Raw genomic sequence first — 25,150 nt, forward strand, 5'->3', positions numbered from 1 at the left:
AAAGATGAAACTGTTGCGAGAGGAGTCCTGCGATGAGCACTGTGGACAGCTTCGGTTCAAAAGGCAAACTTAATGTAGCCGGAACCGAATACGAAATTTTCCGGTTGAACTCCGTTGAAGGTGCAGAAAACCTTCCGTTCAGCCTCAAGGTATTGCTTGAAAACCTGTTGAGGACCGAGGACGGCGCGAACATCACTGCCGATCACGTCCGCGCCTTGGCGGGCTGGGATCCCAATGCCCAGCCCGATACAGAAATCCAGTTCACGCCTGCACGCGTGATCATGCAGGACTTCACCGGCGTCCCCTGCGTGGTGGACCTGGCGACGATGCGTGAAGCGGTCAAGGAACTGGGCGGCGACCCCAAGCGGGTGAACCCCCTGGCGCCTGCCGAGATGGTCATTGACCACTCGGTCCAGATCGATGCTTTCGGCAACTCCGGCGCACTGGAGCGCAACATGGAGATCGAATACCAGCGCAACGGGGAGCGTTACCAGTTCCTGCGCTGGGGCCAGACCGCGTTCGACGACTTCAAGGTGGTTCCCCCGGGAACCGGCATCGTCCACCAGGTCAACATCGAATACCTGGCACGCACCGTCATGACCCGTGAAGTTGACGGCGCGCTCCGTGCGTACCCGGATACCTGCGTGGGCACCGACTCGCACACCACCATGGTCAACGGCCTGGGCGTGCTCGGCTGGGGCGTTGGCGGCATCGAAGCCGAGGCGGCCATGCTGGGCCAGCCCGTCTCCATGCTGATCCCGCGTGTTGTGGGCTTCAAGCTGAGCGGTTCCATCCCGGCGGGCGCTACGGCAACCGACGTGGTGCTGACCATCACCGAGATGCTCCGCAAGCACGGCGTTGTGGGCAAGTTCGTGGAGTTCTACGGCGAAGGCGTGGCCGCTGTGCCGCTGGCCAACCGCGCCACCATCGGCAACATGAGCCCGGAGTTCGGTTCCACGGCCGCCATGTTCCCGATCGACGACGTCACCCTGGACTACCTGCGCCTCACCGGCCGCTCGGAGCAGAACGTCGCCCTCGTGGAGGCGTACGCGAAGGAGCAGGGGCTCTGGCACGATGCTTCCCGCGACATCAAGTTCTCCGAGTACCTGGAACTGGACCTGTCCACGGTTGTTCCGTCCATCGCAGGCCCCAAGCGCCCGCAGGACCGCATCGAACTGACCGAGGCCAAGGACGAGTTCCGCCACGACCTCAAGAACTACGTTTCCCACGATGCTAATGCCGGTACCCTGGACGAATCGCTGGAGGAGTCCTTCCCCGCCTCCGATTCGCCTTCCTTCACCGCCGGTGCCACGCACATCTCCGACACCGACCGGGAGCCCCCGAAGTACTCGGCAGGCCACGGGGCGGCGGGCCGGATCTCCCAGCCTGTGCCGGTCAAGACGGCTGACGGCCGCGAGTTCGAGCTGGACCACGGTGCCGTCACCATCGCCTCCATCACCTCCTGCACCAACACGTCCAACCCCTCGGTCATGCTGGCCGCCGCAGTCCTGGCGCGCAACGCCGTGGACAAGGGCCTGACGTCCAAGCCGTGGGTCAAGACCTCCGTAGCCCCCGGCTCGAAGGTTGTCACCGACTACTACGAGAAGTCCGGCCTGACCCCCTACCTGGAGAAGCTCGGCTTCTACATCGTGGGCTACGGCTGCGCCACCTGCATCGGCAACTCCGGCCCGCTGGAAGCTGAAGTTTCGGAAGCCATCCAGGCCAACGACCTCGCCGTTGCTGCTGTCCTCTCGGGCAACCGCAACTTCGAAGGCCGCATCAACCCGGACGTCAAGATGAACTACCTGGCCTCCCCGCCGCTGGTCATCGCCTACGCCCTGGCCGGTTCCATGGACTTCGACTTCGAAACGGACGCCCTGGGCAAGGACCAGGCCGGGAACGACGTCTTCCTCAGGGACATCTGGCCCAACCCGGTCGAGGTCCAGCAGGTCATCGACTCCTCGATCGACAAGGACATGTTCGCGAGGGGCTACGAAGGCGTCTTCGAGGGCGACGCCCGCTGGAAGGCGCTCGACACTCCCGCCGGCGACACCTTCGCCTGGGATCCGAACTCCACCTACGTCCGGAAGCCCCCGTACTTCGAGGGCATGCAGGCGCAGCCGGAGCCGGTCAAGGACATCACGGGCGCCCGCGTGCTCCTGAAGCTGGGCGATTCGGTCACCACCGACCACATCTCCCCGGCCGGTTCGTTCAAGTCCGACACCCCTGCCGGCCAGTACCTGCTGGCCAACGGCGTGGAGCGCAAGGATTTCAACTCCTACGGTTCCCGCCGCGGCAACCACGAGGTGATGATCCGCGGAACGTTCGCCAACATCCGCATCAAGAACCAGATCCTGGACGGCGTCGAAGGTGGCTTCACCCGCGACTTCACCCAGGAAGGCGGCCCGCAGGCCTACGTCTACGACGCCGCGCAGAACTACCAGGCAGCCGGCACCCCGCTGGTGATCCTGGCCGGCAAGGAATACGGTTCCGGTTCCTCCCGCGACTGGGCTGCAAAGGGTACCGCCCTGCTGGGCGTCAAGGCCGTCATCGCCGAGAGCTACGAGCGCATCCACCGCTCCAACCTCATCGGCATGGGCGTCCTGCCGCTGCAGTTCCCGGCCGGCGAGTCCGCTGCAACCCTGGGCCTTTCCGGCACGGAGACGTTCTCGGTCGAGGGCGTCACCGCCCTGAACGAGGGCACCACGCCCAAGACCCTCAAGGTCACCGCCACCGCTGAAGACGGCACCGCCAAGTCCTTCGACGCCATCCTGCGCATCGATACTCCGGGTGAAGCGGACTACTACCGGAACGGCGGCATCCTGCAGTACGTGCTGCGGCAGATCTCCGTCAACTAGCGGGTTCCGCGAGCAGGCACCACCTCCCGAAGCCCCGGCCGGTCACCGACCAGCCGGGGCTTCGGCTTTTGGGGTGAGCCAGGCCCTGCGGGCCGAGGCGTTAGAGTTAAACGGCACGTCTACCACCCGAAGGAGGGGTCATTGGGAATCTTGGACACCATCCGGAATCCGCAGGACCTGAACGAGTTGTCCGAAGAACAGCTGAAAGAGTTGGCTTCGGAGGTCAGGGAGTTCCTGATCACGAACGTCTCCCAGACCGGCGGCCACCTCGGACCAAACCTCGGCGTGGTGGAGCTGACACTTGCCGTGCACCGCATCTTCGATTCGCCCCGTGACAGCATCGTTTTTGACACCGGCCACCAGTCGTACGTCCACAAGCTCCTGACCGGGCGCCAGGACTTCAGCACCCTTCGCCAGGAAGGCGGCCTCTCCGGCTACCCATCCCGCGCGGAGTCCGAACATGACATTGTGGAGAGTTCGCACGCCTCCTCTTCACTGTCGTGGGCCGACGGCATCTCCCGCGCCCGGCAGCTGACCGGCGAAGGCGACCGGCACGTCGTCGCCGTCGTAGGCGACGGCGCCCTCACCGGCGGCATGGCCTGGGAAGCCATCAACAACATCGCCGCGGACAAGAAGCGCCGCGTTGTCATTGTGGTCAATGACAACGGCAGGTCCTACGCTCCCACCGTGGGCGGCTTCGCCGACTACCTGGCCTCGCTGCGCCCCACCATCGACTCCTTCCGCGCCACCCCCGCCTACGAACGGGCGCTGGACTGGTGGAAGAAGAAGCTGCAGAGCGGCGGGCCCGTTGGCCAGTTCACCTACAAGAGCCTGCACGCCATGAAGAAGGGCATCAAGGACTGGTGGGCGCCGCAGGGGATGTTCGAGGACCTCGGCATGAAGTACATCGGCCCGGTGGACGGCCACAACCTCCAGGCGATGGAGCACGCCCTCGCCACGGCCAAGCACTACGCGGGCCCGGTGATCGTCCACGCCATGACCGAAAAGGGCCACGGCTACGCTCCTGCACGTGCCCATGAGGCTGACCAGTTCCACGCCGTCGGCATTATCGACCCCGAAACGGGCGAGCCCACCGGAACCGCCGGGGCCCAGTCCTGGACGTCCGTGTTTGCCGATGAGATCGCCGCCATCGCGGATGAGCGGAAGGACGTCGTGGGCATTACCGGCGCCATGCTCATCCCCGTGGGCCTGCACAAGTTCGCTGCCCGGCACCCGGACCGCGTGATCGACGTCGGAATCGCCGAACAGCACGCCCTCACCTCCGCTGCGGGAATGGCGTTCGGCGGCCTGCATCCGGTGGTCGCCGTCTACGCCACCTTCCTCAACCGGGCCTTCGACCAGCTCCTGATGGACGTGGCGCTGCACAAGGCAGGCGTCACCATCGTCCTGGACCGTGCCGGGGTCACCGGGCCGGACGGTGCCAGCCACCACGGCATGTGGGACATGTCCATGGTCCAGATCGTTCCCGGCCTCCACCTGGCGGCGCCGCGCGACGCCACCAGGCTGCGCGAGGAACTCCGCGAAGCTGTAGCCGTCAGCGACGCACCCACGGTGGTCCGCTTCTCCAAAGGCTCCGTTGGAGCCGAAGTGGAAGCGTTGGAACGGCTCCGTGACGGCGTGGACGTGCTGGCCCGCAGGCCCAGCGGCTCAACCGAGAACGATGTCCTGATCATCAGTGTGGGCGCCATGTCCGAACTCGCGCTGGATGTGGCCAACCGGCTTGGCGCGCAAGGCATCAGCACCACGGTGGTGGACCCGCGCTGGGTCCTGCCCGTTCCGCGCTCCATCATTGCCCTGGCGTCCCACCACCGCCTGGTCATTTGCATCGAGGACGGCGTCCGTGCCGGCGGCGTCGGTTCACGGATCCGCCAGGAAATGCGCGCAGCAGGCGTGGACACCGCCCTGAACGAGGTGGGCCTGCCGGTCGAATTCCTGGACCACGGCACCCGCGGACAGATCCTCGAACGCGTGGGCCTGACCGCCCAGCAGATCACGCACGACGTCGTAGCGCAGGTTCTCGGGACCAAGGTCCCGTTTGCGCGTCCCCTGCCCGGACAACAGCACCCCACCACCGGCAGCCTTCCGATTCTGTGAGGGAAGAAGACGCACTGAAGTACCCGGGTGCAGCGGGGGAGTCCGGGCGGCCCGTGCACACCACTACCACGCGGGTTCCCGCCGGGCTGCAGCCTGGCCAGCTGGTAGTGGCCAGGAACAGGAAATGGAACGGCAAGGCGCACTGGGTAGTGCCGGGGCGCTACCTGGGCGAAGACGAACATGGGTGGTGGATCTTCCAGGGAACCAATGAGTTCTGCTCCAGGCCCGGTGCGGCGTTCTACACCAAATCCGACGCCGTGCTGCTGGTTCCGCGCTCCGGCGACTGGGTTGCCACGTTCTACGATGACGCCCACCCGAACGGGGTCCGGGTGTACGTGGACCTGGCCGTGGGCCACGAGTGGACCGTCATCCGGCCCGCCGTCACCGAGTTCCATGTGATCGACATGGACCTGGATGTCATCCGCACCGAAGACCGCGGAGTGTTCATCGACGACCAGGACGAGTTCGCCGAGCACAGTATCTCCATGCATTACCCGGACCGGCTGGTGGCGGACATCCAAAAGGCCGCAGACCAGCTTTACCATGCCGTCAAGGCGCAACAGGCTCCGTTCGACGGCACTGACGTCGCATGGTTCACAAAGGGACGAAAATGAGCGGAATTGTCAGGGTCTACAAGCGCGACGACGAGGGCACCCTCCACTTCCGGGAGGCCTGGTACGACGGGGACTACAGCCAGTTCGTCATGAACTACGGCGTGGTGGGGCACCAGAGCAAAACGGAAGAAACCGACGTGCCGGATGCGGAGGCAGCCGAGGGGCTCCTGGACGCCTTCGCGGCCCAGTGCGCCGAGGACGGCTACGCCGAAATCCCCGACGAGGAGCAGTTCTGGGTGGTTGCCCAGTTCGCACTCAAAACCAGGGAAGGCACGGACCGGGACCGCTACCTCGAAGAGAAGGCAACGGACGCCCTCATCAGCCACCTCGCCTGGCGTGGACTGGGAACCGTGGAGCGTTCCGGGTTCACGGATTACAAGCTGAACATCTTCTGCCTTTGCCCCGACGTGAATAAGGCCGTCAACGCCATCAAGGTCTGCACCCGCGGCGAGGACCTGGACTTCACCAAGCTGAGCATCGGGGCCGCCCCGTACAACGAGCCCGAGCACTTCAAGCTCAAGCACTCAGCCAAACCCGCCACCGGCTTCAGCCTTTAGGAGCATCCCGTGACCGCGTACCGCCGCGTAGGCAAATCCGGCCTGACCGTCTCCACCGTGGGCCTGGGCTGCAACAACCTTGGCCGCGCCAACACCGTCACCGAATCCCAGGAAGCCACGGACGCCGTCGTCCACGCCGCACTCGACGCCGGAATCACCCTGTTCGACGTCGCAGACACCTACGGCCGGGAACCCGGCCTCAGCGAGACGATGCTGGGCAGGGCCCTCGGCAGCCGGCGGCCCGACGTCGTCCTTGCCACCAAGTTCGGCATGGACATGAAAGGCGCGAGCGGGCCGGACTTCGGCGCCCGAGGCTCGCGCCGCTACATCATCCAAGCGGTGGAGGCGTCGCTGCGGCGGCTGGGCACCGACTGGATCGACCTCTACCAGTTCCACACCCCGGATCCGCTGACCCCGATTGACGAAACCCTGTCCGCACTCGACACACTCGTCACCAGCGGCAAGGTCCGCTACCTCGGGCACTCCAACCGCGCCGGCTGGCAGATCGCCCAGGCCGAGTACGTCGCCCGCGAACTCGGCGGCGCCCGCTTCATTTCAACCCAGAACCACTACAACCTCCTGGACCGCCGGGCGGAACTCGAGGTGACCCCGGCCGCCGAGGAGTTCGGACTGGGCGTCCTGCCGTACTTCCCCCTCGCCAACGGACTGCTGACCGGCAAGTACTCGCCCGGCCACGCCCCGGAGGGCTCCAGGCTCAGCCACACCCGCACGCACCTCGTCCACGACGCCGACTGGGACCAGCTGGACAGGTTCAGCAGCTTCGCCAGGGACCGCGGCCTGAACGAAATCCAGGTTGCGTTCTCCTGGCTGGCGGCCCAGCCCTCGGTGGCCAGCGTCATCGCCGGAGCCACCAGGCCTGAGCAGGTGCGCCAGAACGCCGGAGCAGCGGACTGGGTTCCTTCTGACAAGGACCTTGCCGAGCTCGACGATATTTTCCCCGCAGCGCCCAAGGTGGCGCTCTTCTAGGAAACGACATGACCGCCTTCCTACTGGATGTGGACACCGGCATCGACGACGCCCTGGCACTCGCGTACCTTGCCGCCCTCCCGGACACGGAGTTCGTCTCCGTCACCGCAACCCCCGGAAACGTGGACGCGGACCAGGTGGCCCGCAACACGCTGGCACTGCTGGAACTCTGCGGACGCCCCGGGGTGGAAGTGGCGGTCGGCGCGCGCGGACCGCTGGCCATACCGCTGCTGACCACGCCGGAAACGCACGGCCCGCAGGGCATCGGGTACGCGGTCCTGCCGGAACCTGCCGGCGCTGTGTCGGCGCGCCACGCCGTCGACCTGTGGGTTGACCACGCACGCAACCGGCCGGGGGAGCTCACGGCCCTGATCACAGCGCCCCTGACCAACTTCGCGCTGGCCCTGCGGCAGGAACCCCGGCTGCCCGAGCTGCTGGCAAAGGTGGTGATCATGGGCGGCAGCTTCTACCACCAGGGCAACACCACGCCCACGGCGGAGTGGAACACGCACGTGGATCCGCACGCGGCCAAGGAAGTCTATGCCGCCTTCCGCGGGCAGCCGCTGGAGAAACTGCCGGTCGTCTGCTCGCTGGACACCACTGAGCGGATCGAGCTGCACCCGGCGCACGTCCAGCAGCTGGCCGAGGCGGCCGGCGCGACAGTTCCCGAGCTGGTGCTGCCCGGCCAGCCCGAAGGACAGCGCAGCACCTCGGACAACGTGCTCATCAGGCACCTGTCCGATGCCCTGCGGTTCTACTTCGAATTCCACCGCCACTATGACCAGGGATACCTGGCCCATGTCCACGACTTCTTCGCCGCCGGTGTGGCCGCGGGCACCCTGGAGTTCCAGGCACTGCCCGCCACCGTCGACGTCGAGACCGGGTCTCCGCTCCTGATGGGCACCACCGTGGCGGACTTCCGGGGACTGTGGTGCATTCCGCCCAATGCCAGGGTGGTGACGGCGAACCAGCCTGAAGCCGCCTTCCGGGAACTGGTGTCCGCCGTCGGGAGCATGGCCCGGCGCCTGGGCTGAGCGCCGCAAAACCTCGCTGGGCCGCGCAAAACGGCCGCGGTAGAATGGTTCGCGTCCGGCCCGGCCACACGCCGCCGGCTGCTGCCGAGGTGACATAGGCGGCGCTCCGCCCGGCCCGGGAACTCCGGGTCCTCCGCGCCCGCACCCTGAAGGAACCTCCATGTCATCGCATTCCCTGACGTTGCCGTCCCCGGCGCCCGCCGCCGCCCGCAAGCGCCGGCTGCTGGAAATCCTCGGCGCCCTGGCCATCGCCGGCACCTACGTCTACCTGGTGCTGAACCAGCCTGCAGACATCACCGGGGGACCGGGCAGCGCGTCCGCCCTGATCGCCCTTTCCGGCTTCCTCGTCGGCGCCGTGCTGCTGATTGTCGCCGTCCTGCCTACGCTGCCGGCCTCCACTGTGGTGCTGATCCCCGTGGCACTGGTGCTGAACATTGTGCTTGGCCAGTTCGTCGGCAGCACCCTGGTCCCGTTCTACCTTGACACCATCGGCACGGTCCTCATCGCGGTGCTGGCCGGCCCGGCGGCGGGTGCGGCGACCGGTGCGCTGAGCAGCATTGTCTGGTCCTTCTTCAACCCCACCGTGCTGCCGTTCGCCGCCGGGGCCGCACTGATCGGCTGCCTTGCCGGCCTCGCCGCCCGCCATGGAATGTTCCGCCGCTTCTACCTCGCCCCCGTAGCAGGGTTTGCCACCGGCATCATCGGCGGCGTGGTGTCCGCGCCGGTGGCGGCTTTCGTCTTTGGCGGTACTTCCGGAGTGGCCACCGGTGCCATCGTCAGTGCCTTCCGCGCCATGGGCGACACCCTCCTGGCCGCCATCACCAAACAGGCGCTCATCTCCGACCCCATGGACAAAGCGATAGTGTTCACCGTGGTGGCCCTCCTGGCCTACGCGCTTCCGCGCCGCGCGCGGCTGCAGTTCCCGTTCATCCGCCGGCACCGCGTGCTGGCCGGCAAGATGCCGGAACAGGGTTCCTGACCAGTCTGATGCGCCTCCACCCGCTGACCTCGCTGGCAGCCGCCGGCAGCACGGCGGCCATTACGACGGCGGCAGCCAGTTTGCCGCTGTCCCTCGCCGTCGTGGCCGCGGCCGCCGTCGTGTCGGCCCGCGCGGGCACGGCGCGCAGGACGCTTCCGGCCGCCGCTGCTGTCCTGGTCCCGCTGGGGCTGTCACTGCTGGTCATGCATGGGCTGTTCTTCCCTGAGGGGCGGACCGTCCTGGCGCAGTGGGGGCCGGCCCGCGTCACCACGGAGGGGCTTTCCTTTGCCGTGGAGCGGGCGGCACAGCTGGGGGCGGCAGTCCTTGCGCTCCTGGTCTTCTCCTTCAGTGTCAGCGTTCCGGACCTGGTGGCGGCGTTGTCCGCCCGCGGCGTCCAGGGCCGGTTCGCTTTCGTGCTGGCGTCCACCCTCACCCTGCTGCCAGCCATCACCTCCAGGGCGGAGGGGATCCGGCAGGCCCAGGAATCCCGCGGCCTGGTGATCCGGCGCGGGCTGCTGCACCGCGTGGCCGCCTTCCGCCGCCAGGCGGTCCCGCTGGTCCTGTCCCTGGTCGAGGACGCCGGTACCCGTGCAGCGGCGCTGGAGTCCCGTGGCTTCAGCAACCCGGGACCCCGGACCACCTACCGCGACGTGCCGGATTCCCAACTCCAGCATGTGCTCCGGGTTGGCCTGCTGGTGGCCGCCTCAGCGGCGGTTGCCCTCCGGCTTTGGCTTTCCGCGGTGGGAACCTAAATATGGCCGGAGGCCGGGACACCCTGGAAACCGCCGGACCCATACTGTCGGCCGGCATCAGCACCTTCACGTTCCATGACGACGCCGCCCCCGTCCTGCAAGGGATGGAGCTCGCCTTCGTCCCCGGAACGTTCACCGCTGTGCTCGGACCGTCGGGAAGCGGGAAATCCACCCTGGGCCGGGTGCTGGCCGGCTGGCTTCCGCCCGGTGGCGGGGGAACCCTCCACGGCTTCCTGGAGCTCGCGGGTACCCGCCTGCAGTTCGGCAGCGGCAGGGATCCGCGCATCAATCCCGCGGAATGGGGCCGCCAGGTGGGGTTTGTTCCCCAGGATCCAGCCGCCGTCCTGTCCACGGTGCGGGCCACAGTGGCCGAAGAACTCGCGTTCGGCCTCGAGAACAGGGCAGTGGAGCGCGCCGCCATGAAGGCCACGGTGGAACGTACCGCCGCGCTCCTGGGACTCACGGACCTCCTAAACCATCACCCGGCCCGGCTTTCCGGCGGCGAGCTGCGCCGGCTTGCCATTGGGTGCGCCATCGTCACGGAACCGCGGGTGCTGATCATGGACGAGCCCTTCGCTTCGCTGGACAGCGCCGGAACCGCCGGACTGGCACAGCTGGTGCGGGACCTCGTCAAGGGCGGCACCGCCGTCGTGGTCCTCAGCCAGGTGGTCGACGCGCCGCTGCTTGACGCCGGGACGTGGCATGTCGTGGTGGACGGCAGGGTGACGGCCAGCGGCACCCCTGCCGACCTGCATCCGGGCTCCGGGCTGCTGCCCTCGGGCATCCGGCGCCCTGGCGGCCTGGTGGAAGGAACACTTGCGGCACGGCCCCGCGGATCAGCGCGCCCGGCCGTGCCGGCCAGTGTGCCGCCGGGCACGGCGCCAGCCGTCCCGGCCCTGGAGCTCCGCGGGGTCTCCTTCGATTACGCAGGCGGCGGCAGGAGGACCCCTGGCCGTACGCGGCGGGGAGGTGGTCCCGACGACGCCAAACAACCCCAGGTGCTGCGGGACGTCAACCTGGCGGTCAACCCCGGAGAGATCGTGGCAGTCACCGGCCCCAACGGTGCAGGGAAATCAACGTTGCTGCGCCACTTCAACGGTCTGCTGCGGCCCGCTTCCGGGCAAGTCCTCGTCCGTGGCTCAGACATCGCCGGGATCCCGGCGGGCATGGTGGCCCGATCAGTGGGCCTGCTGTTCCAGCAACCCCGGGACCAGCTGTTCGAGCGGACCGTACTCCGTGAGGTGCGCTTCGGCCTGGACAGCCTCTTCCAGCCCGGTGAGGCGGCGGGCCGGGCCCTCGAGGCGCTGGCCGCCGTAGGCCTGGCAGGGGCTGCCGGTGAGCACCCCGCCGAACTGCCCGCGTCCAGCCAGCGCCTCCTTGCCCTGGCCACGGTCCTTGCCCGCAAACCCGCGGTCCTGGCCCTGGACGAACCCACCGTGGCGCTCGACGGCGACGGCTTGGCCCTGCTGGACGCTGCGGTGCGTGCCGCGGCAGGGGAGGGCTCCGCCGTCGTGCTCGTTACGCATGACCTCGCCTATGCCCGGTCAATGGCACACCGCGGTGTGGAGCTCGACGGCGGCCGGCTGGCCCGCTGATCAGGCTGGCTGGTCAGGCCGGGCGGGACGCCGCTCCCGGCGGCAGGAAGCGCCTGCCGTTGACGCGCTCGGAGGCACCCACCCGGTCAAGGTACGGGGTGATGCCGCCGAGGAACAAGGGCCAACCGGCGCCGAGGATCATGCAGAGGTCAATGTCCTCCGGGCCCGCAACCACGCCTTCTGCGAGCATCAGGCCGATTTCCTCGGCAAGGGCGTCCTGGGTGCGCTGGAGCACCTGCCCGGCGGTGGAAGGGGAGGTGCCGAAGGACATCAGCGACAGGGTGGACTCGGGGATCGCCTTCGAGCCGTCCGGGCCGGTGGTCCAGAGGCCCTTCACGCCGTTGTCGATGAGCTTTTGCAGGTTGGCGGACACTGTGAAGCGTTCGCCGAAGGCGGCGTGGAGTGATTCCTGCACGTGCTGGGCGACAGGAAGCCCCACCATGGCGCCCAGGGTGAAGGGCGTCATCGGCAGGCCCATGGGCCGCAGGGCGTTGTCGGCCACTTCAGCCGCGGTGCCCTCGTCAAAGGCCGCCGTCACTTCGCCCATCAGCCGCAGCAGGATCCGGTTGACCACGAACGCGGCGGCGTCCTTGACCAGCACGGCTGTCTTCTTCAGGCCCTTGGCCAGCTCAAACGCGGTGGCGAGGACGGCGTCGTCGGTCCGCGGGGCCCGGACGATTTCCAGCAGCGGCATGACGGCCACCGGATTGAAGAAATGGAAGCCCACAACGCGCTCCGGGTGCTTCAAATCCTCCGCCATGGCCGTGACCGACAAGGAAGAAGTGTTGGTGGCCAGGATGCAGTCCGGCGTCACGACCTCTTCCAGTTCCGCGAAGACCTGCTTCTTGACGTTGAGTTCTTCAAAGACCGCTTCGATCACAAAATCGGCGTCCGCGAAAACCTCCTTGGACACCGAGCCCGTGACCAGCGCCTTCGTCCGGTTGGCGGCGTCCTGGCTGATGCGTGCCTTGGCCAGCAGCTTGTCCACCTCAGCGTGGACATAACCCACGCCCTTGTCCACCCTGGCCTGGTCGATGTCCGTCATCACCACGGGGACCTTGAGCTGGCGGGCGAACAGCAGTGCCAGCTGGCTGGCCATCAGGCCGGCGCCAACAACTCCCACCTTGGTGACCGGGCGGGCCAGTTTGGGGTCCGGGGCTCCGGCCGGCCGCTTGGAGCGCTTCTGGACCAGGTCGAGGAAGGCGTACACGGTGGCACGGAATTCATCACTCTGCATGAGTCCGGCCAGGGTTTCGCATTCAAGGGCAGCGGATTCGGCCTGGGTCATGGTGCGGTTCGCTTCGAGGATGTCCAGGACCTTTCCCGGGGCGGGTGCTGCATTGGAGGTCTTGGCCTCCACGAAGGCCCGCCCGGCCGCGACCGCACCGGCCCACCTGGCGGCGGTTTCGGGTTCGGAAGGATCGACGGCGTTGGCACGTTCCGGGGTTACGGTGCCGGAGATAACTCCCGCCGCCCAGGCCAGGGACTGCTCGAGGAAATCGGCCGGTTCGAAGATGGCGTCGGCCAAGCCGAGGCTGAATGCCTCGGGGCCGGTCAGCGTCCGGTTGTTGCTGAGCGGGTTTTCGATCATCACCTTCACGGCGTTTTCCGGCCCGATGAGGCGGGGCAGGATGTAGACACCGCCCCAGCCCGGGACCAGGCCGAGGAAGGCTTCCGGCAGCGCCAGTGCCCCGGCTCCCGTGGACACGGTGCGGTAGGTGGACTGCAGCGCGATTTCGAGGCCGCCGCCCAGGGCTGCGCCGTTGATGAAGGCGAAGCTGGGAACGCCCAGGTTGGCCAGGGTTGCGTAAACGTCGTGGCCCAGCTGCGCCATCCACAGCCCGTGCTCGCGTTCTTCGAGGTTCTTGACGGCGGAAAGATCGGCGCCGGCCACGAGGTAGTAGGGCTTGCCCGTTACTCCGACGCCGACGATCTCGCCGCGGCCGGCGCGCTCGCGAAGGCCCTCCAGCACCGTGCCGAGCTCCACCAGGGTGTTGGGTCCCAGCGTGGTGGGCTTGGAGTGGTCCAGGCCGTTGTCCAGGGTGATGAGCGCAAAAGTGCCCGGGCTGGGTTTTCCCGCCGGAGCGGGCAGTTCGATGTCCTGGACGTAGGAGTGCGTGACGGTCTCGTTCGGGAACAGGTCTGCAAGCTTGGTGAAATCTGCGGCGCTCATGCGGCTCCTTCGGAAGCGGTTTCGGTGGCGGCGGAATCCCCGGGCCGGGCTCCGCTGTAGTCTGTGTATTCCGAGTGATGCGGGTTTTCCCAGATCACGGTGGCTCCCATGCCGAGGCCGACGCACATGGTGGTGATGCCGTACCGGACGGAGTGGTCCTCCTCGAACTGCCGGGCGAGCTGGGTCATCAGCCGAACACCGGACGAGGCCAGGGGGTGGCCCACGGCGATGGCGCCGCCGTAGCGGTTGACCCGGGGGTCGTCCTCGGGAATGCCGAAATGGTCCAGGAAGCTGAGCACCTGCACGGCAAAAGCTTCGTTGATTTCAAAGAGGCCGATGTCCGCAATCGTGAGCCCCGCATTCTTCAGCGCCTTCTCGGTGGCCGGCACGGGCCCGATGCCCATGACTTCTGGTTCAACACCGGCATACGCGTAGCTGACCAGACGCATTTTGACCGCCAGCCCCAGCTCGGCGGCAGCCTCGGCGGACGCCAGGACCGCTGCGGTGGCGCCGTCGTTCAGGCCTGCGGCATTCCCGGCGGTGACGCGGCCGTGGGCCCGGAACGGGGTGCGGAGGCCGGCGAGGTCGGCCAAGGTGGTGCCTGGCCGCGGCGGTTCGTCCGCCGTGTTCAGTGTCCAGCCCTGGCCGGGCTTCAGCGCGGCAACGGGAACCAGGTCCGGCTGGATGCGGCCGTTGCGGCGGGCATTCTCGAACTTGGCCTGCGAGGCGACGGCGTAGGCATCCGTTCGTTCCTTGGTGATGGCCGGAAAACGGTCGTGCAGGTTCTCGGCAGTGTTCCCCATGTTGAGCGCGGCCGGGTCCACCAGCCGCTCTGACATGAACCGCGGATTCGGGTCGGCGCCTGACCCCATCGGGTGGTTGCCCATGTGTTCCACGCCGCCGGCCACCACAACGTCGTATGCGCCGAAGCTGATCCCTCCGGCCACAGCGGTCACCGCGGTCATGGCTCCGGCGCACATGCGGTCAACGGCAAAGCCGGGAACCGTCCTGGGCAGTCCGGCAAGCAGGGCAGCCGTCCGGCCAAGGGTTAGGCCCTGGTCTCCGGTCTGGGTGGTGGCCGCAATAGCCACTTCATCGATCCGCGCGGGCGGCAGCGACGGGTTCCGCCGAAGCAGTTCGCGGATGCACTTCACTATCAGGTCGTCAGCCCGGGTGCCGGCGTAGATGCCCTTGTCCCCGGCCCTGCCGAACGGTGTGCGGAGGCCGTCCACAAAGACGACGTCCCGGACAGTGCGCATGGATGCGCCGCTTCCCTGGTGGCTCACGTATAACTCCTCATCGAGACGTAGGCGCCGGTGGCATGCCTTTGCTGGCAGTGGCCTGGCGGCAATACGTCCGATGTTACTCGTGAGTAACTTGGCCCGCAAGGCCCCCGCCTAAAGGGACGCTCTCTCACTTAATGCGCATTTTTGGCCAATGCTCTCTCACTCTCTTCAAGAAAGTGAGCGAGCGTTGGCAGCTTTCACGCATCAAGTGAAAGAGCGTTTGGGATTCGTTGTGGGAGCCGGAGGCGGTGCAGGCGGATGCGCCTATTTCCCCGCTGCGGTGGCGTCCGCTTTGGGTTCCTTGGCGGGCAGCGGCTGCGGGTGCAGGAACGCTTCAACGATCAGGGGCGTCGCCAGTTCCACCTGCCACTCACGTGCGCCCAGGGCGCGCAGTTCGGCGGCGACTGCTGTTTCGGTGATTTCCGCCGGCGGCCGCCAGGCTACCCGCCGCAGGTAATCCGGAGTAAGCAGGTTCTCCAGCGGGAGGCTCAGCGACTCCGCCTTCGCCTGCAGCAGCGGCCGTGCGGTGGCCAGGCGGGCAGCGGCCTCCGGGTCCCGGTCCGCCCACACACGGGGCGGAGGCGGCGCGTTGGTGGGGAGGTGAAGCGGCGGGAGTTCTTCGAGATCCCGTGCAGCTGCGATGCAGCGCAGCCAGCGGGGCGCTTCACGTTGCGCCGCCCGGCCGTGGAAGCCCTTGGTGCCCAGCAGCTGCGGCACGGTGGCCGGCATGGCTTTGGCCGCCGCCACCAGGGCGGAGTCAGGAATCAGCCGTCCCGGTGCCACGTCCCGTTTCTGTGCCAGGGAGTCGCGCTCCAGCCACAGCTCACGTACGGCGGCCAGCTGCCGGCGGTCCCTGATCTGGTGCAGGCCGGAGGTCTTCCGCCACGGGTCCACGCGGGCTGCAGGCAATCCGGCGGCCAGGATCGCAGCGAACTCCTGCTCGGCGTATTCCAGCTTTCCGTCCGCCTGCAGGAGCTCGATGAGTTCCTCCCGCAGTTCCGTGAGGACTTCAACGTCCAGTGCGGCATACCGCAGCCAGGGTTCGGGGAGAGGCCGGGTGGACCAGTCCGCTGCCGAGTGCTCCTTGGCGAGCCCGAAGCCGAGCAGCTGCTCGATGACGGCGGCCAGGCCCACGCGGGGCAGCCCGGCCAGCCGTGCAGCGAGTTCGGTGTCGAAAAGCTTGTCCGGCCACATGCCCAGCTCCGCGAGGCAGGGCAGGTCCTGGCTGGCGGCGTGCAGGATCCATTCGACACCGCGGAGGGCGTCGTTGATGACGTCCAGGTTCTCGAAGGGTTCGGGGTCGATCAGCCAGGTCCCGGCGCCTTCGCGCCGGATCTGGACCAGGAACGCGCGCTGCCCGTAACGGAAGCCGGAAGCCCGCTCGGCGTCCACACCCGCCGGTCCGGTGCCGGCGGCGATGGCCGCAGCGCAGCGCTCCAGGCCGGACTGCGTCTGGATGACCAGCGGAACGCCCTCCCGGGGGGCGGCGAGCTCAACGATTTCGGGGATGGGGCTGTCAAAGCCTTCCACCGTGATGTGGGGTGCGGTATCAGCAGCCGGGACGCCGGCCGTGGTGTTTTCCGGAATGTTAGGGGTCATGATGCCTCCAGTTTACCGGCCGGCCAGTACACGCCTGCCTTCTGGCCCGGCACCATGCCCCGCCATCCCGTCCGCGGCGGTGCGCCATCGGTCCGCCTTCGGTCCGTCACCAACAATGGTCTTAGTTCCGGCGGCGCAGCGTCAGCGGCGTCACGCCGTCCGGCAGCGGCGGCAGGCCGGCGAAGGTGCACACCATGTCGGACCAGGCCTCAAGGTGGGCCTGGACGTCGGACGTGGCGGGTGTCCAGGAGGCCCGCAGTTCGATGTCGATGGATCCGGGCCTTTCGGACAGGGTCCCGAAACTCTCCGAGAGGACCCTGGTGGCAGTGCCGCCGGCGGCCCGGTACGCCGCCTTGTGGTTCTCCAGTGCCTCCACCAGCCAGGTCCAGGCGACTGTTCCGAGCATTTCGTCGTTGCCCATCTCGGGTTCCAGCTCCGCACGGATATAGGTGACAATGCGGAATTCCCCGTCCCAGACCTCGGAGCCTTGGGGGTCGTGGAGGAGGATGAACCGCCCCGTTGCAAGTTCCATCCCGTCCTCGCCTTCCGTTCCGGACGCGGCAGCGAGTGCCATCGCGGCGGGGCCGTGAAGCGGGGTGCCCGGAGCGCCGGAGCCGGGGGCGAAAACTTCGGCGCCCAGGGCCACGGCAAAGGGCGCCAGCCGGGCCGGTGCCGGGATTTCCGCCAGGCGCAGTTCCCGGCGGCACTGGGCTTTCCTGAGGGTTCCCAAAGCGTGGAGAAACTCCGGGGGAACCTGGTCAAGTGCGTTCACCTTCGCAGGTTACGCAACCGGGCGGGGCAGGTCGGGTAGGCTCGCCGCCGGCTGACGGCGCGGACCGTCAGTTCCCGCCATTGTGCAGTTCCCGGCGGAGTGCGGCAACGAAGGCATCCACATCCTCTTCGGTGGTATCGAAGGAACACATCCAGCGCACCTCGCGCGTGGCTTCATTCCAATCGTAAAAGCGGAACGACGCGCGCAGCCTGTCGGCCACGCCTTCGGGGAGGACGGCAAAAACGCCGTTGGATTCGGTCTCCTGGGTGGGCCGGACGCCGTCGATGGTGTCGACGGCGGCGCGGAGCCGGGCGGCCATGGCGTTGGCGTGCGAGGCGGACCGCAACCACAAGTCACCTTCCAGGAGCGCGATGAACTGCGCTGACAGGAAGCGCATCTTGGAGGCCAGCTGCATGTCCATCTTGCGCAGGTAGACGAGCCCGTGGGCCGCTTCCGGGTTCAGTGCCACCACCACTTCGCCGAACAGCAGGCCGTTCTTGGTGCCGCCAAAGGACAGGATGTCCACCCCGGCGTCGCGCGTGAAGGCCCGCAGCGGAATCCGGAGGTGGGCAGCGGCGTTGGCCAGGCGGGCGCCGTCCATGTGGAGCTTCATTCCCTTGGCATGGGCATGGTCAGCAATGGCCCGGACTTCCTCCGGCGTGTAGCAGGTGCCGAGTTCCGTGGTCTGGGTGATGGACACCGCCAGCGGCTGGGCGCGGTGCTCGTCCCCCCAGCCCCAGGCCTCCCGGTCAATCAGTTCGGGCGTGAGCTTGCCGTCCGGCGTGGGGACATGCAGCAGCTTGATGCCGCCCATGCGTTCCGGCGCGCCGTTCTCATCCATGTTGATGTGGGCGGTGGAGGCGCAGACCACGGCGCCCCAGCGGGGGAGCAGTGACTGCAGTGAAAGGACGTTGGCGCCGGTGCCGTTGAAGACGGGAAAGCACTCGATGCCTGGGCCGAAGTGGTCCTCCATCAGCTGCTGCAGCCTGGCGGTGTAGTCGTCCTCGCCGTAGGAGACCTGGTGGCCGTCGTTGGCGGCCGCCAGGGCAGCCAGCACCTCGGGATGGACGCCCGAGTAGTTGTCCGAGGCGAAACCCCGCACGTTCGGATCATGGAGGCGGATGCCGGCGGCGGTTTCGGCGGTTGTCGTCATGGCTTTGCTCACGCTTTCAGTCTAGGTAAAGTCCGGGCCGGGGACACTGACGCCGCCAGCTGCAGCCGCCGGCCGTTCAGTTCGGCGGCAGGGGCATCAAAGAGTCCGACGACGGCGCGCGCCAGGTCTTCGACGTCCGTTGCGCCCGCGAAGGACCGCTCGGGGTGGCGGCGGCGCAGTTCCTCATCCACCAGTGCTTTGACCACCAGGACGACGGCGGCTGCCGCGCTGCCGCCGTTCCTGCCGGCGGCGCGGCTGAAACCATCAGCGATGGCTAGGGTCCAAGCCTCGGCCGCTGCCTTCGCGGCGGCGTAACTGGCTGTTGCCGCGGTGGGCATGGCGGCGGTGGTGGAGGACACCATGGCGAACCGGCCACAACCGGAGGCGGCGACGTCGTCGTAAAAGACGCGAGAGACGTTGCGGAGCGTGGTGACGGCTCCGCGCACAAGGAAGTCCCAGTCCTCGTCGGTCTGGTCCGCAATGCCTTGCGCCCCGCGCCAGCCGCCCACCACGTGGATCACAGCATCCATTGGCCCGGCAGCAGCGGTGACATCGGCCCGCAGTTGCCGTACCTCATCCATGCGTGCAAGGTCGCACACGAAGGGGGCAACGCCGTCGCCCGCCTGTGCTGCCGCTTTCCTGATCCGCTCCAGGTCCGAGCCCACGGTGAAGACGCGGTGCCCGGCCTCCCTGAGTGCCCGGGCCACAGCGACGCCGGACGCGCCGCTGCCGCCCGTAACCAGGACGTTCAGCGGCGGTTTTGCCGGCTCTGTAGCAGCTGTCACAGCGCGGATGCTCCAGTGATGCCGGCAGTGGACTCAATGACCGGGCGCATCTTCTTTTCCAGTGCTTCGTAGAACATGGACAGCGGGAATTCGTCGTCCAGCACCTGGTCAGTGAGGCCGCGCGGCGGGCCCGCCAGCGGCAGCGCCTCCGGCCCCCTGGCCCAAACGGACGCCGGATGGGGAGTCACAGTGGCGGAGACCAGCTCGTATGCAGCCAGCCAGTGGGCGGTTTTGGGGCGGTCGATGGAGCGCCAGTACAGGTCGTCGATGCGGGCGCCGAGGGCGATGACAGCATTGGCTACTTCATCCCAGTCGATGGTCAGCCGGGTGTCCGTCCAGTGCAGGACGCGCTGCTGGTGCAGCCACGCGAACAGGAGCTGGCCGCCCAGGCCGTCGTAATTCCGGACGCGGCTGCCGGTGATCGCGAACCGGAAGATGCGGTCAAAGATGATGGCGTACTGCACCAGCTTGGCGTGGCGCCGGGCTTCCGGATCGGCGTCCTCGTCTTTTTCTATCCGCACGGACTCGCGGAACGCAGTCAGGTCGCAGCGCAGTTCTTCAAGGGAGTACAGGAAGAAGGGCATCCGCTGCTTGATCATGAACGGATCGAATGGCAGGTCGCCGCGCATGTGCGTCCGGTCGTGGATCAGGTCCCACATGACAAACGTGGCCTCTGTCAGGTCCTGGTCGGCGAGCATCTCCGCTGCCCCTTCGGGCAGTTCCAGGCAGGTGGTCTCGGCGGCGGCCTTGAGGACGCGGCGGAACCTGGCTGCCTCCCTATCCGCGAAAATCGCACCCCAGGTGAAGGTGGGGGTCCTGCTGACCGCCACGGTCTCAGGAAACAGCACTGCCGAGTTCGTGTCGTAGCCGGCGGTAAAGTCCACGAACCGGATGGGTACGAACAGCTTGTTCGAGTAGTCCCCGGCCTCAAGCCCGGCGATGAAATCAGGCCAGATCACCTCCACCAGGACTGCCTCCACAAGGCGGTTGCTGCTGCCGTTCTGGGTGTACATGGGGAAGACGACCAGGTGCTGCAGACCGTCCTGGCGCTGTTTTTGTGGTTGGAAGGCCAAGAGGGAGGAAAGGAAGTCGGGGGTGGCGAATCCGGCCTGGGCCCACCGCGAGAAGTCAGCGCAGGCAGCTTCCAGGTACGCAGCATCATGCGGGAAGGCGGGGGCGAGGGCACGGAGCGCATCGATGATCTCATCCACCAGGGCAGCTGCCCCTGCGTGGTGTGCGGGATCCGGAATGGAGCCGTCCCGGGCCTGGAACGCCTGGATGGCGGTTGCGGCTGCCTTGAGCCGGAGCCAGTCCTTGTTTTCGGCTGAAATCCCGGTGACGGCGGTGGTCAGGGTTTCGGTCATCGTCGGCTGCCTTTCTGGTTGCTTGCTTCTATGGCGAGCGTAGCAAGCAACCAGCAGGGCTAATTGAAAAAGTGGTCAACCCTAAGTATTCCTTTGGCTCGGAGCCCTTTCCAGTGCCCGGAGCAGGACCTTCCCTGCGGGATCAGGACTCCCGTTCCGGGCCGTTGACCTGCGGATCCTCGGTGGAGACCAGCCGGATGGAGATGGAGTTGATGCAGTAGCGCTGGTCGGTGGGGGTCCCGTAGCCCTCACCTTCAAACACGTGCCCCAGGTGGGAGTCGCATGTGGCGCAGCGGACCTCCACCCGGTCCATTCCCAGCGTGCGGTCATGGATGTAGCGGACGTTTCCTTCGGCAAGCGGGGCCCAGAAGGACGGCCAGCCGCAGTGGGAATCGAACTTTTCGTTGCTGGTGAACAGGTCCGCTCCGCAGGCCCGGCACTGGTACACGCCGGCAGTGTGGGTGTCCCAGTACTCGCCCGTGTACGGACGCTCGGTTCCCGCCTCGCGGAGCACATGGTATTCCTCCGGCGTGAGCTCCTCGCGCCACTGTGCGTCGGTCTTTTCCACCCCGTTGCCCGCGACGCCGGTCCCGGCAGGCGGTTCCGTGGCCGGGGGTTCCGTAGCCTTGTTGCCGAAGATGCTGTTTCCGAAGATGCTCATAGCCTTGTCAACGCTTACGAGTCGCCGATAAATCCCGAGCCTGCATAAAGGTGGAGTACCGGCACGCCCAATTGGTCCTGTGCTTTGTTGGCCCAGTCCGTATGGAAGGTGTCAGCGACGGCGTGCGGCCGGGTAATCACAACGGCCTGCCCGGCGCCGGTTTCACGGACCTTGGCGACCAGCCCGTTGACGGCCCCGCCGTCCACTATTTCGCCAGTGACGCCGGTGCCCAGCCCCTCCAGGGCGGCCAGGGAAACGGCGAGGGTCTCCGCTGCCTGCGCCCGCTCCTGCGTGGGATCGGGGGCGTGGGCAGTTAGCTCCCTGAAGGCCTTGGCTATGTCCAGCATCGAAAGGTTTTCAAGGAAGTCCACCAGCAGGTGCCGCTCGGTGTTTGCTGGCACGAGCACCACCAGGCGCGTTTCTGCCCCATCCACCAGGCGTTCGATGTTCAGGCGGTCGTCCGCCCCCAGGGGTTCTTCAGTCAGGATGACGATCGGTTCACTCATGGCCCTAGCCTAGTCCCGGAAGCGGGCCATGCGCAGGGGGCGCCGCGCCCGGCGGGCGGCGGGGCGGACCTGGCGGTCCGCGGCGAAATGCGGGCTTCGGTGCCCGGGCGGTAAGAATGGTTCCATGGCATCTTTCCAGCGAACCCGCCCCGCCCCCGTTGACCACCCCGAGACCGGTGGAATGTCGTTGCGGACAAAATGGGCAATCGGCGGAGCGATCGGCGGAGGCGGCCTGGCCGGGCTCCTGGGCGCGGGTTCGTCCGCGCTGGCGGTGTACTTCGCACGCCGGGTCATCACTCCCGCCCGGCAGCGGACGTCGGACCAGGAGATACTCGCCGTCATCAGGGACGGCCAGGGGCAGCGGGCCATCTTTGCCGCCACTGACGACACCACGGTCGACGGCGTCTACGGGTTCTTCTTCGACGGCGGCAAAGGGCATGCGCGGATCGGCCGCATCGTCTCCTACTCGCCCGCCGACAGGACCGTGCTGCGAGAGGTTGAAGCGGTATACGCCGGCGACCTCTCTGCGGCGCGCCGCGGCTGGTGGAGCGGGGCCGTCTATCCTGACCCTGCCGCCGCCGGAATTCCCTATGAGGATGTCAGCATCGATGTGGAGCGCGGGCAGGCGCCCGCGTGGCTGGTCCGCGCCGGCGGCACGGCCCGCACGTGGGCGGTGATGGTGCATGGACGCGGCGCCACCCGGCAGGAGGCGCTGCGCGCCGTCGGGCCCGCGCTGGAGCTTGGGCTCACCAGCCTCCTGGTTTCCTACCGGAATGACGGCCTGGCGCCGTCCGCCGACGACGGCCGTTACGGCCTGGGCTCCACGGAGTGGCGTGACATTGAAGCTGCCATCGAGTACGCGCTGGCCAACGGGGCCGAAGAAATCGTGCTGTTCGGCTGGTCCATGGGAGGCGCCATCTGCCTGCAGACCGCGGACCTGTCCCGATACCGGCACCTGATCCGGGCCATGGTGCTCGACGCGCCGGTTACTGACTGGGTCAATGTGCTGGCCCACCATGCACAGCTGAACAGGATCCCCTCCCTGGTGGGGCGGTATGGCCAGCTGATGCTGGGGCATCCACTGGGCAGGCGGCTCACCGGACTGTCCGCGCCCGTGGACCTGAAGGTGATGGACTGGGTGTCCCGGGCCGTCGAGCTGCGGACTCCCACCCTGATCCTGCACAGCGTCGATGACGAATATGTACCCTACGAGCCTTCGGCCCTGCTTGCGGAGCGGAACCCGGAGATGGTGACCTTCGAGCCCTTCCACCAGGCCCGGCACACCAAGGAGTGGAATGTCGATCCCGACCGGTGGGAAGGCCGGGTCAAGTCGTGGCTTCGGCAGCAGCTGGCTCCCAGGCTCAACCCTGGCGCCCTGGGCTCACTGGCTTCCGGGAGCGGGTGAGCTGATGGAGGCCGTGACGGCGTCCGTGAGCCGGACCAGGTCGGCCGGCGCCAGTTCGATGTCCAGTCCGCGCCTGCCACCGGAGACCAGCAGGGTGTCCAGCGCCAGGGCGCTGGTGTCCAGCACGGTGGGGGAGGGCAGCCGCTGGCCCAGCGGTGAAATGCCGCCGAGCACATAGCCGGTGCGCCGCTGGGCCGCGGCGTGATCTGCCATTGCCGCCTTCTTTGTTCCCAGCACCGCAGCGAACGCCTTCAGGTCAAGGGTTCCGCTGACCGGCACGATTCCCACGGCCAGCCGCCCCTCCACCTCCACCATGAGGGTCTTGAAGACCCTCGACGGATGGATGCCGAGGACTTGGGCCGCTTCCGCCCCGTAGCTTGCGGTTGCGGGATCGTGGGTATACGGGTGGAGCACAAAGGGAACCCCGGCCGCGGCCAGAGCCGCTGTTGCCGGGGTTCCCTGTGCTGCGCTCTTGCGTGCCATGGGTGCTTCCCGCCGCGTTGGTATCAGGAACGTCCGGCGGTAGCCGCAGCCACCCTGCGCTTGATCCTCCCCAGCATGGCGGTCATGCCCCGCATGCGCAGGGGCGTGATGGCCCTGGTGAGCCCCAGGAGTTCGGGCATGTCGTCCGGAACAGAGAGGATCTCTTCGGCGGACAGCCCGTCCAGGCCTTCATGGAGCACGCCGGCGAAGCCCCGTGTTGTGGGAGCCTCCGCAGGGGCCTTGAAGAACAGCCGCACGGCGGCGCCGGGGCCGCCCTCCCTGTCCGTCTCGATGGTCAGGAAGAGCGGCGACTGGCATTCCACCACCTGTTCCAGCAGTTCGGGGTGGTCCTTGAGCCTGTCCGGCAGTTCCGGGAGGCCCTGGGAGAATTCCAGCAGCAGCTGGAGCCGCTCGGGTTCAGTCAGGGCCTGGAAGTCATCCACGATTGCCGCCAGGGCGGAAGGCAAAGCTTGAGTAGTCATCGGTTCAAGTCTACGCAATTGCGCCGCGGCGGGCAGCGTCAGGCGCCGACTGCGGTAGGGACCGAACCGCGTTCCGCGCCCTTGGCGATCGGTACGCGCACGGCGTTGCCCCACTCGGTCCAGGAGCCGTCGTAGTTGCGGACGGAATCGAAGCCCAGGAGGTACTTAAGGGCGAACCAGGTGTGGCTGGAACGTTCGCCGATACGGCAGTAGGCCACGACGTCGTCGCCCGCCTTCAGGCCCGCTTCGCCAAGGTAGAGGGCTTCAAGTTCCTCCCGGCTGCGGTAGGTGCCGTCCGCGGCGGCGGCGCGTGCCCACGGGATCGACGCGGCAGTGGGAATGTGGCCGCCGCGCAGGGCGCCTTCTTCCGGGTACGCCGGCATGTGGGTGCGCTGGCCGGTGTATTCCTCGGGGGAGCGGACATCGATCAGGGGCTTGCCGAAGTGCGCAAGGACGTCTTCCTTGAAGGCGCGGATGGGAGCGTCGTTGCGCTCAACAACCGGGTAGTCGGCCCTGGCTGGAGCAGGCTTCTCCGTGGTGAGTTCGCGTCCTTCGGCAATCCACTTGTCCCGGCCGCCGTCGAGCAGCCGCACGTCCTGGTGGCCGAAAAGGGTGAAGACCCACAGGGCATAGGCGGCCCACCAGTTGGACTTGTCCCCGTAGATGACCACGGTGCTGTCACGGGAAATCCCCTTCGACGCCGCCAGTTCCGCGAAGGCGGCCCCGTCCACGTAGTCGCGGGTTACTTCGTCGTTGAGGTCGGTGTGCCAGTCGATCTTTACGGCGCCGGGGATGTGGCCGGTTTCGTACAGGAGCACGTCTTCGTCGGATTCCACCACCACCAGCTCTCCGTTGGCGGCAGCGCCACTTTCCAGGGCGGCCGCAAGCCACTCCGTGGAAACCAGCCGCTCCGGGTGGGCGTAGGCGGCGAACTTCTCATTCTGTTCAACGGGATAGGGCATGATTCTGGCCTTTCATTGAGGACACGGG

General features: G+C 67.4%; 22 protein-coding genes. 10 read left to right on the top strand and 12 right to left on the bottom strand.

All coding sequences use genetic code 11. The features are described from left to right. Positions 1 to 32 precede the first annotated feature (32 nt). The 9 genes from Q9R30_RS12315 (at position 33) to Q9R30_RS12355 (ending at position 11,491) form a co-directional block, all read left to right on the top strand. Positions 33 to 2,858 (top strand): aconitate hydratase, encoded by a 2,826-nt coding sequence (locus Q9R30_RS12315; RefSeq protein WP_104997566.1) that lies wholly within the window; start codon positions 33 to 35, stop codon positions 2,856 to 2,858. Between the two features lie 141 nt (positions 2,859 to 2,999). Next, positions 3,000 to 4,973 carry a 1-deoxy-D-xylulose-5-phosphate synthase gene (gene dxs / locus Q9R30_RS12320; protein ID WP_311217747.1) on the top strand — a complete coding sequence of 658 codons (1,974 nt, stop codon included), beginning with the start codon at positions 3,000 to 3,002 and terminating at the stop codon, positions 4,971 to 4,973. Next, positions 4,970 to 5,587 (top strand): DUF402 domain-containing protein, encoded by a 618-nt coding sequence (locus Q9R30_RS12325; protein ID WP_311217748.1) that lies wholly within the window; start codon positions 4,970 to 4,972, stop codon positions 5,585 to 5,587. The genes dxs and Q9R30_RS12325 overlap by 4 nt, the downstream gene beginning before the upstream one ends. After that, positions 5,584 to 6,144, top strand: a complete 561-nt coding sequence (locus tag Q9R30_RS12330; RefSeq protein ID WP_104997568.1) for a hypothetical protein — start codon at positions 5,584 to 5,586, stop codon at positions 6,142 to 6,144. The genes Q9R30_RS12325 and Q9R30_RS12330 overlap by 4 nt, the downstream gene beginning before the upstream one ends. Positions 6,145 to 6,153: 9 nt before the next feature. Further along, a complete protein-coding gene (locus Q9R30_RS12335; protein WP_311217749.1) occupies positions 6,154 to 7,131 on the top strand; it encodes an aldo/keto reductase in 978 nt (325 codons plus the stop codon). An 8-nt stretch (positions 7,132 to 7,139) separates the two neighbouring features. After that, the gene (locus Q9R30_RS12340) at positions 7,140 to 8,165 is read left to right on the top strand and encodes a nucleoside hydrolase (protein ID WP_311217750.1); all 1,026 of its coding nucleotides are present in this window, start codon (positions 7,140 to 7,142) and stop codon (positions 8,163 to 8,165) included. A 160-nt stretch (positions 8,166 to 8,325) separates the two neighbouring features. Further along, positions 8,326 to 9,144 carry an ECF transporter S component gene (locus Q9R30_RS12345; protein WP_311217751.1) on the top strand — a complete coding sequence of 273 codons (819 nt, stop codon included), beginning with the start codon at positions 8,326 to 8,328 and terminating at the stop codon, positions 9,142 to 9,144. A gap of 8 nt (positions 9,145 to 9,152) precedes the next feature. Further along, positions 9,153 to 9,896, top strand: a complete 744-nt coding sequence (locus Q9R30_RS12350) for an energy-coupling factor transporter transmembrane component T (protein ID WP_104997572.1) — start codon at positions 9,153 to 9,155, stop codon at positions 9,894 to 9,896. Positions 9,897 to 9,898: 2 nt separating this feature from the next. Beyond that, positions 9,899 to 11,491, top strand: coding sequence for an ATP-binding cassette domain-containing protein (locus tag Q9R30_RS12355; protein WP_311217752.1), 1,593 nt, complete (start codon positions 9,899 to 9,901; stop codon positions 11,489 to 11,491). A gap of 13 nt (positions 11,492 to 11,504) precedes the next feature. On the opposite strand, the gene Q9R30_RS12360 is transcribed toward Q9R30_RS12355, so the two are convergent. The 9 genes from Q9R30_RS12360 to Q9R30_RS12400 all read right to left on the bottom strand — a co-directional run bounded on the left by Q9R30_RS12360 (position 11,505) and on the right by Q9R30_RS12400 (position 21,790). Continuing rightward, positions 11,505 to 13,664: a 3-hydroxyacyl-CoA dehydrogenase NAD-binding domain-containing protein gene (locus tag Q9R30_RS12360; RefSeq protein WP_311217753.1), complete on the bottom strand. Its 2,160-nt coding sequence runs from the start codon at positions 13,662 to 13,664 to the stop codon at positions 11,505 to 11,507. Then, a complete protein-coding gene (locus Q9R30_RS12365) occupies positions 13,661 to 14,923 on the bottom strand; it encodes an acetyl-CoA C-acyltransferase (protein WP_311217764.1) in 1,263 nt (420 codons plus the stop codon). Before Q9R30_RS12365 ends, Q9R30_RS12360 begins: the two co-directional genes overlap by 4 nt. Before the next feature lie 291 nt (positions 14,924 to 15,214). After that, the gene (locus Q9R30_RS12370) at positions 15,215 to 16,549 is read right to left on the bottom strand and encodes an HRDC domain-containing protein (RefSeq protein ID WP_104997575.1); all 1,335 of its coding nucleotides are present in this window, start codon (positions 16,547 to 16,549) and stop codon (positions 15,215 to 15,217) included. A 121-nt stretch (positions 16,550 to 16,670) separates the two neighbouring features. Continuing rightward, entirely contained in the window at positions 16,671 to 17,321 is a 651-nt protein-coding gene (locus Q9R30_RS12375) for a DUF3000 domain-containing protein (protein ID WP_104997576.1), read from the bottom strand. A gap of 67 nt (positions 17,322 to 17,388) precedes the next feature. Beyond that, positions 17,389 to 18,474, bottom strand: coding sequence for a low specificity L-threonine aldolase (locus Q9R30_RS12380; protein ID WP_311217765.1), 1,086 nt, complete (start codon positions 18,472 to 18,474; stop codon positions 17,389 to 17,391). 8 nt (positions 18,475 to 18,482) lie between these two features. Beyond that, positions 18,483 to 19,259, bottom strand: a complete 777-nt coding sequence (locus tag Q9R30_RS12385; protein ID WP_311217754.1) for an SDR family NAD(P)-dependent oxidoreductase — start codon at positions 19,257 to 19,259, stop codon at positions 18,483 to 18,485. Then, on the bottom strand, positions 19,256 to 20,623 hold the full coding sequence (locus tag Q9R30_RS12390) for a DUF6421 family protein (RefSeq protein ID WP_104997578.1): 1,368 nt from the start codon (positions 20,621 to 20,623) through the stop codon (positions 19,256 to 19,258). The genes Q9R30_RS12385 and Q9R30_RS12390 overlap by 4 nt, the downstream gene beginning before the upstream one ends. A 142-nt stretch (positions 20,624 to 20,765) precedes the next feature. Next, positions 20,766 to 21,284, bottom strand: a complete 519-nt coding sequence (gene msrB, locus Q9R30_RS12395; protein ID WP_311217755.1) for a peptide-methionine (R)-S-oxide reductase MsrB — start codon at positions 21,282 to 21,284, stop codon at positions 20,766 to 20,768. A 14-nt stretch (positions 21,285 to 21,298) separates the two neighbouring features. Further along, a complete protein-coding gene (locus Q9R30_RS12400; RefSeq protein WP_104997579.1) occupies positions 21,299 to 21,790 on the bottom strand; it encodes a hypothetical protein in 492 nt (163 codons plus the stop codon). A gap of 124 nt (positions 21,791 to 21,914) precedes the next feature. Here Q9R30_RS12400 and Q9R30_RS12405 point away from each other — a divergent pair, with 124 nt between their 5' ends. Continuing rightward, entirely contained in the window at positions 21,915 to 23,195 is a 1,281-nt protein-coding gene (locus Q9R30_RS12405; protein ID WP_311217756.1) for an alpha/beta fold hydrolase, read from the top strand. On the opposite strand, the gene ybaK is transcribed toward Q9R30_RS12405, so the two are convergent. The 3 genes from ybaK to Q9R30_RS12420 are packed head-to-tail and all read right to left on the bottom strand — an operon-like array spanning position 23,172 to position 25,122. Continuing rightward, positions 23,172 to 23,678: a Cys-tRNA(Pro) deacylase gene (gene ybaK / locus Q9R30_RS12410; RefSeq protein WP_104997581.1), complete on the bottom strand. Its 507-nt coding sequence runs from the start codon at positions 23,676 to 23,678 to the stop codon at positions 23,172 to 23,174. The genes Q9R30_RS12405 and ybaK overlap by 24 nt on opposite strands. 23 nt (positions 23,679 to 23,701) lie before the next feature. Continuing rightward, on the bottom strand, positions 23,702 to 24,160 hold the full coding sequence (locus Q9R30_RS12415; RefSeq protein ID WP_199775358.1) for a SufE family protein: 459 nt from the start codon (positions 24,158 to 24,160) through the stop codon (positions 23,702 to 23,704). 38 nt (positions 24,161 to 24,198) lie between these two features. Continuing rightward, positions 24,199 to 25,122, bottom strand: coding sequence for a sulfurtransferase (locus tag Q9R30_RS12420; protein WP_311217757.1), 924 nt, complete (start codon positions 25,120 to 25,122; stop codon positions 24,199 to 24,201). Positions 25,123 to 25,150 lie beyond the last annotated feature (28 nt).

It is taken from the genome of Arthrobacter sp. AB6 (assembly GCF_031844545.1).
Classification (GTDB): Bacteria; Actinomycetota; Actinomycetes; order Actinomycetales; family Micrococcaceae; genus Arthrobacter.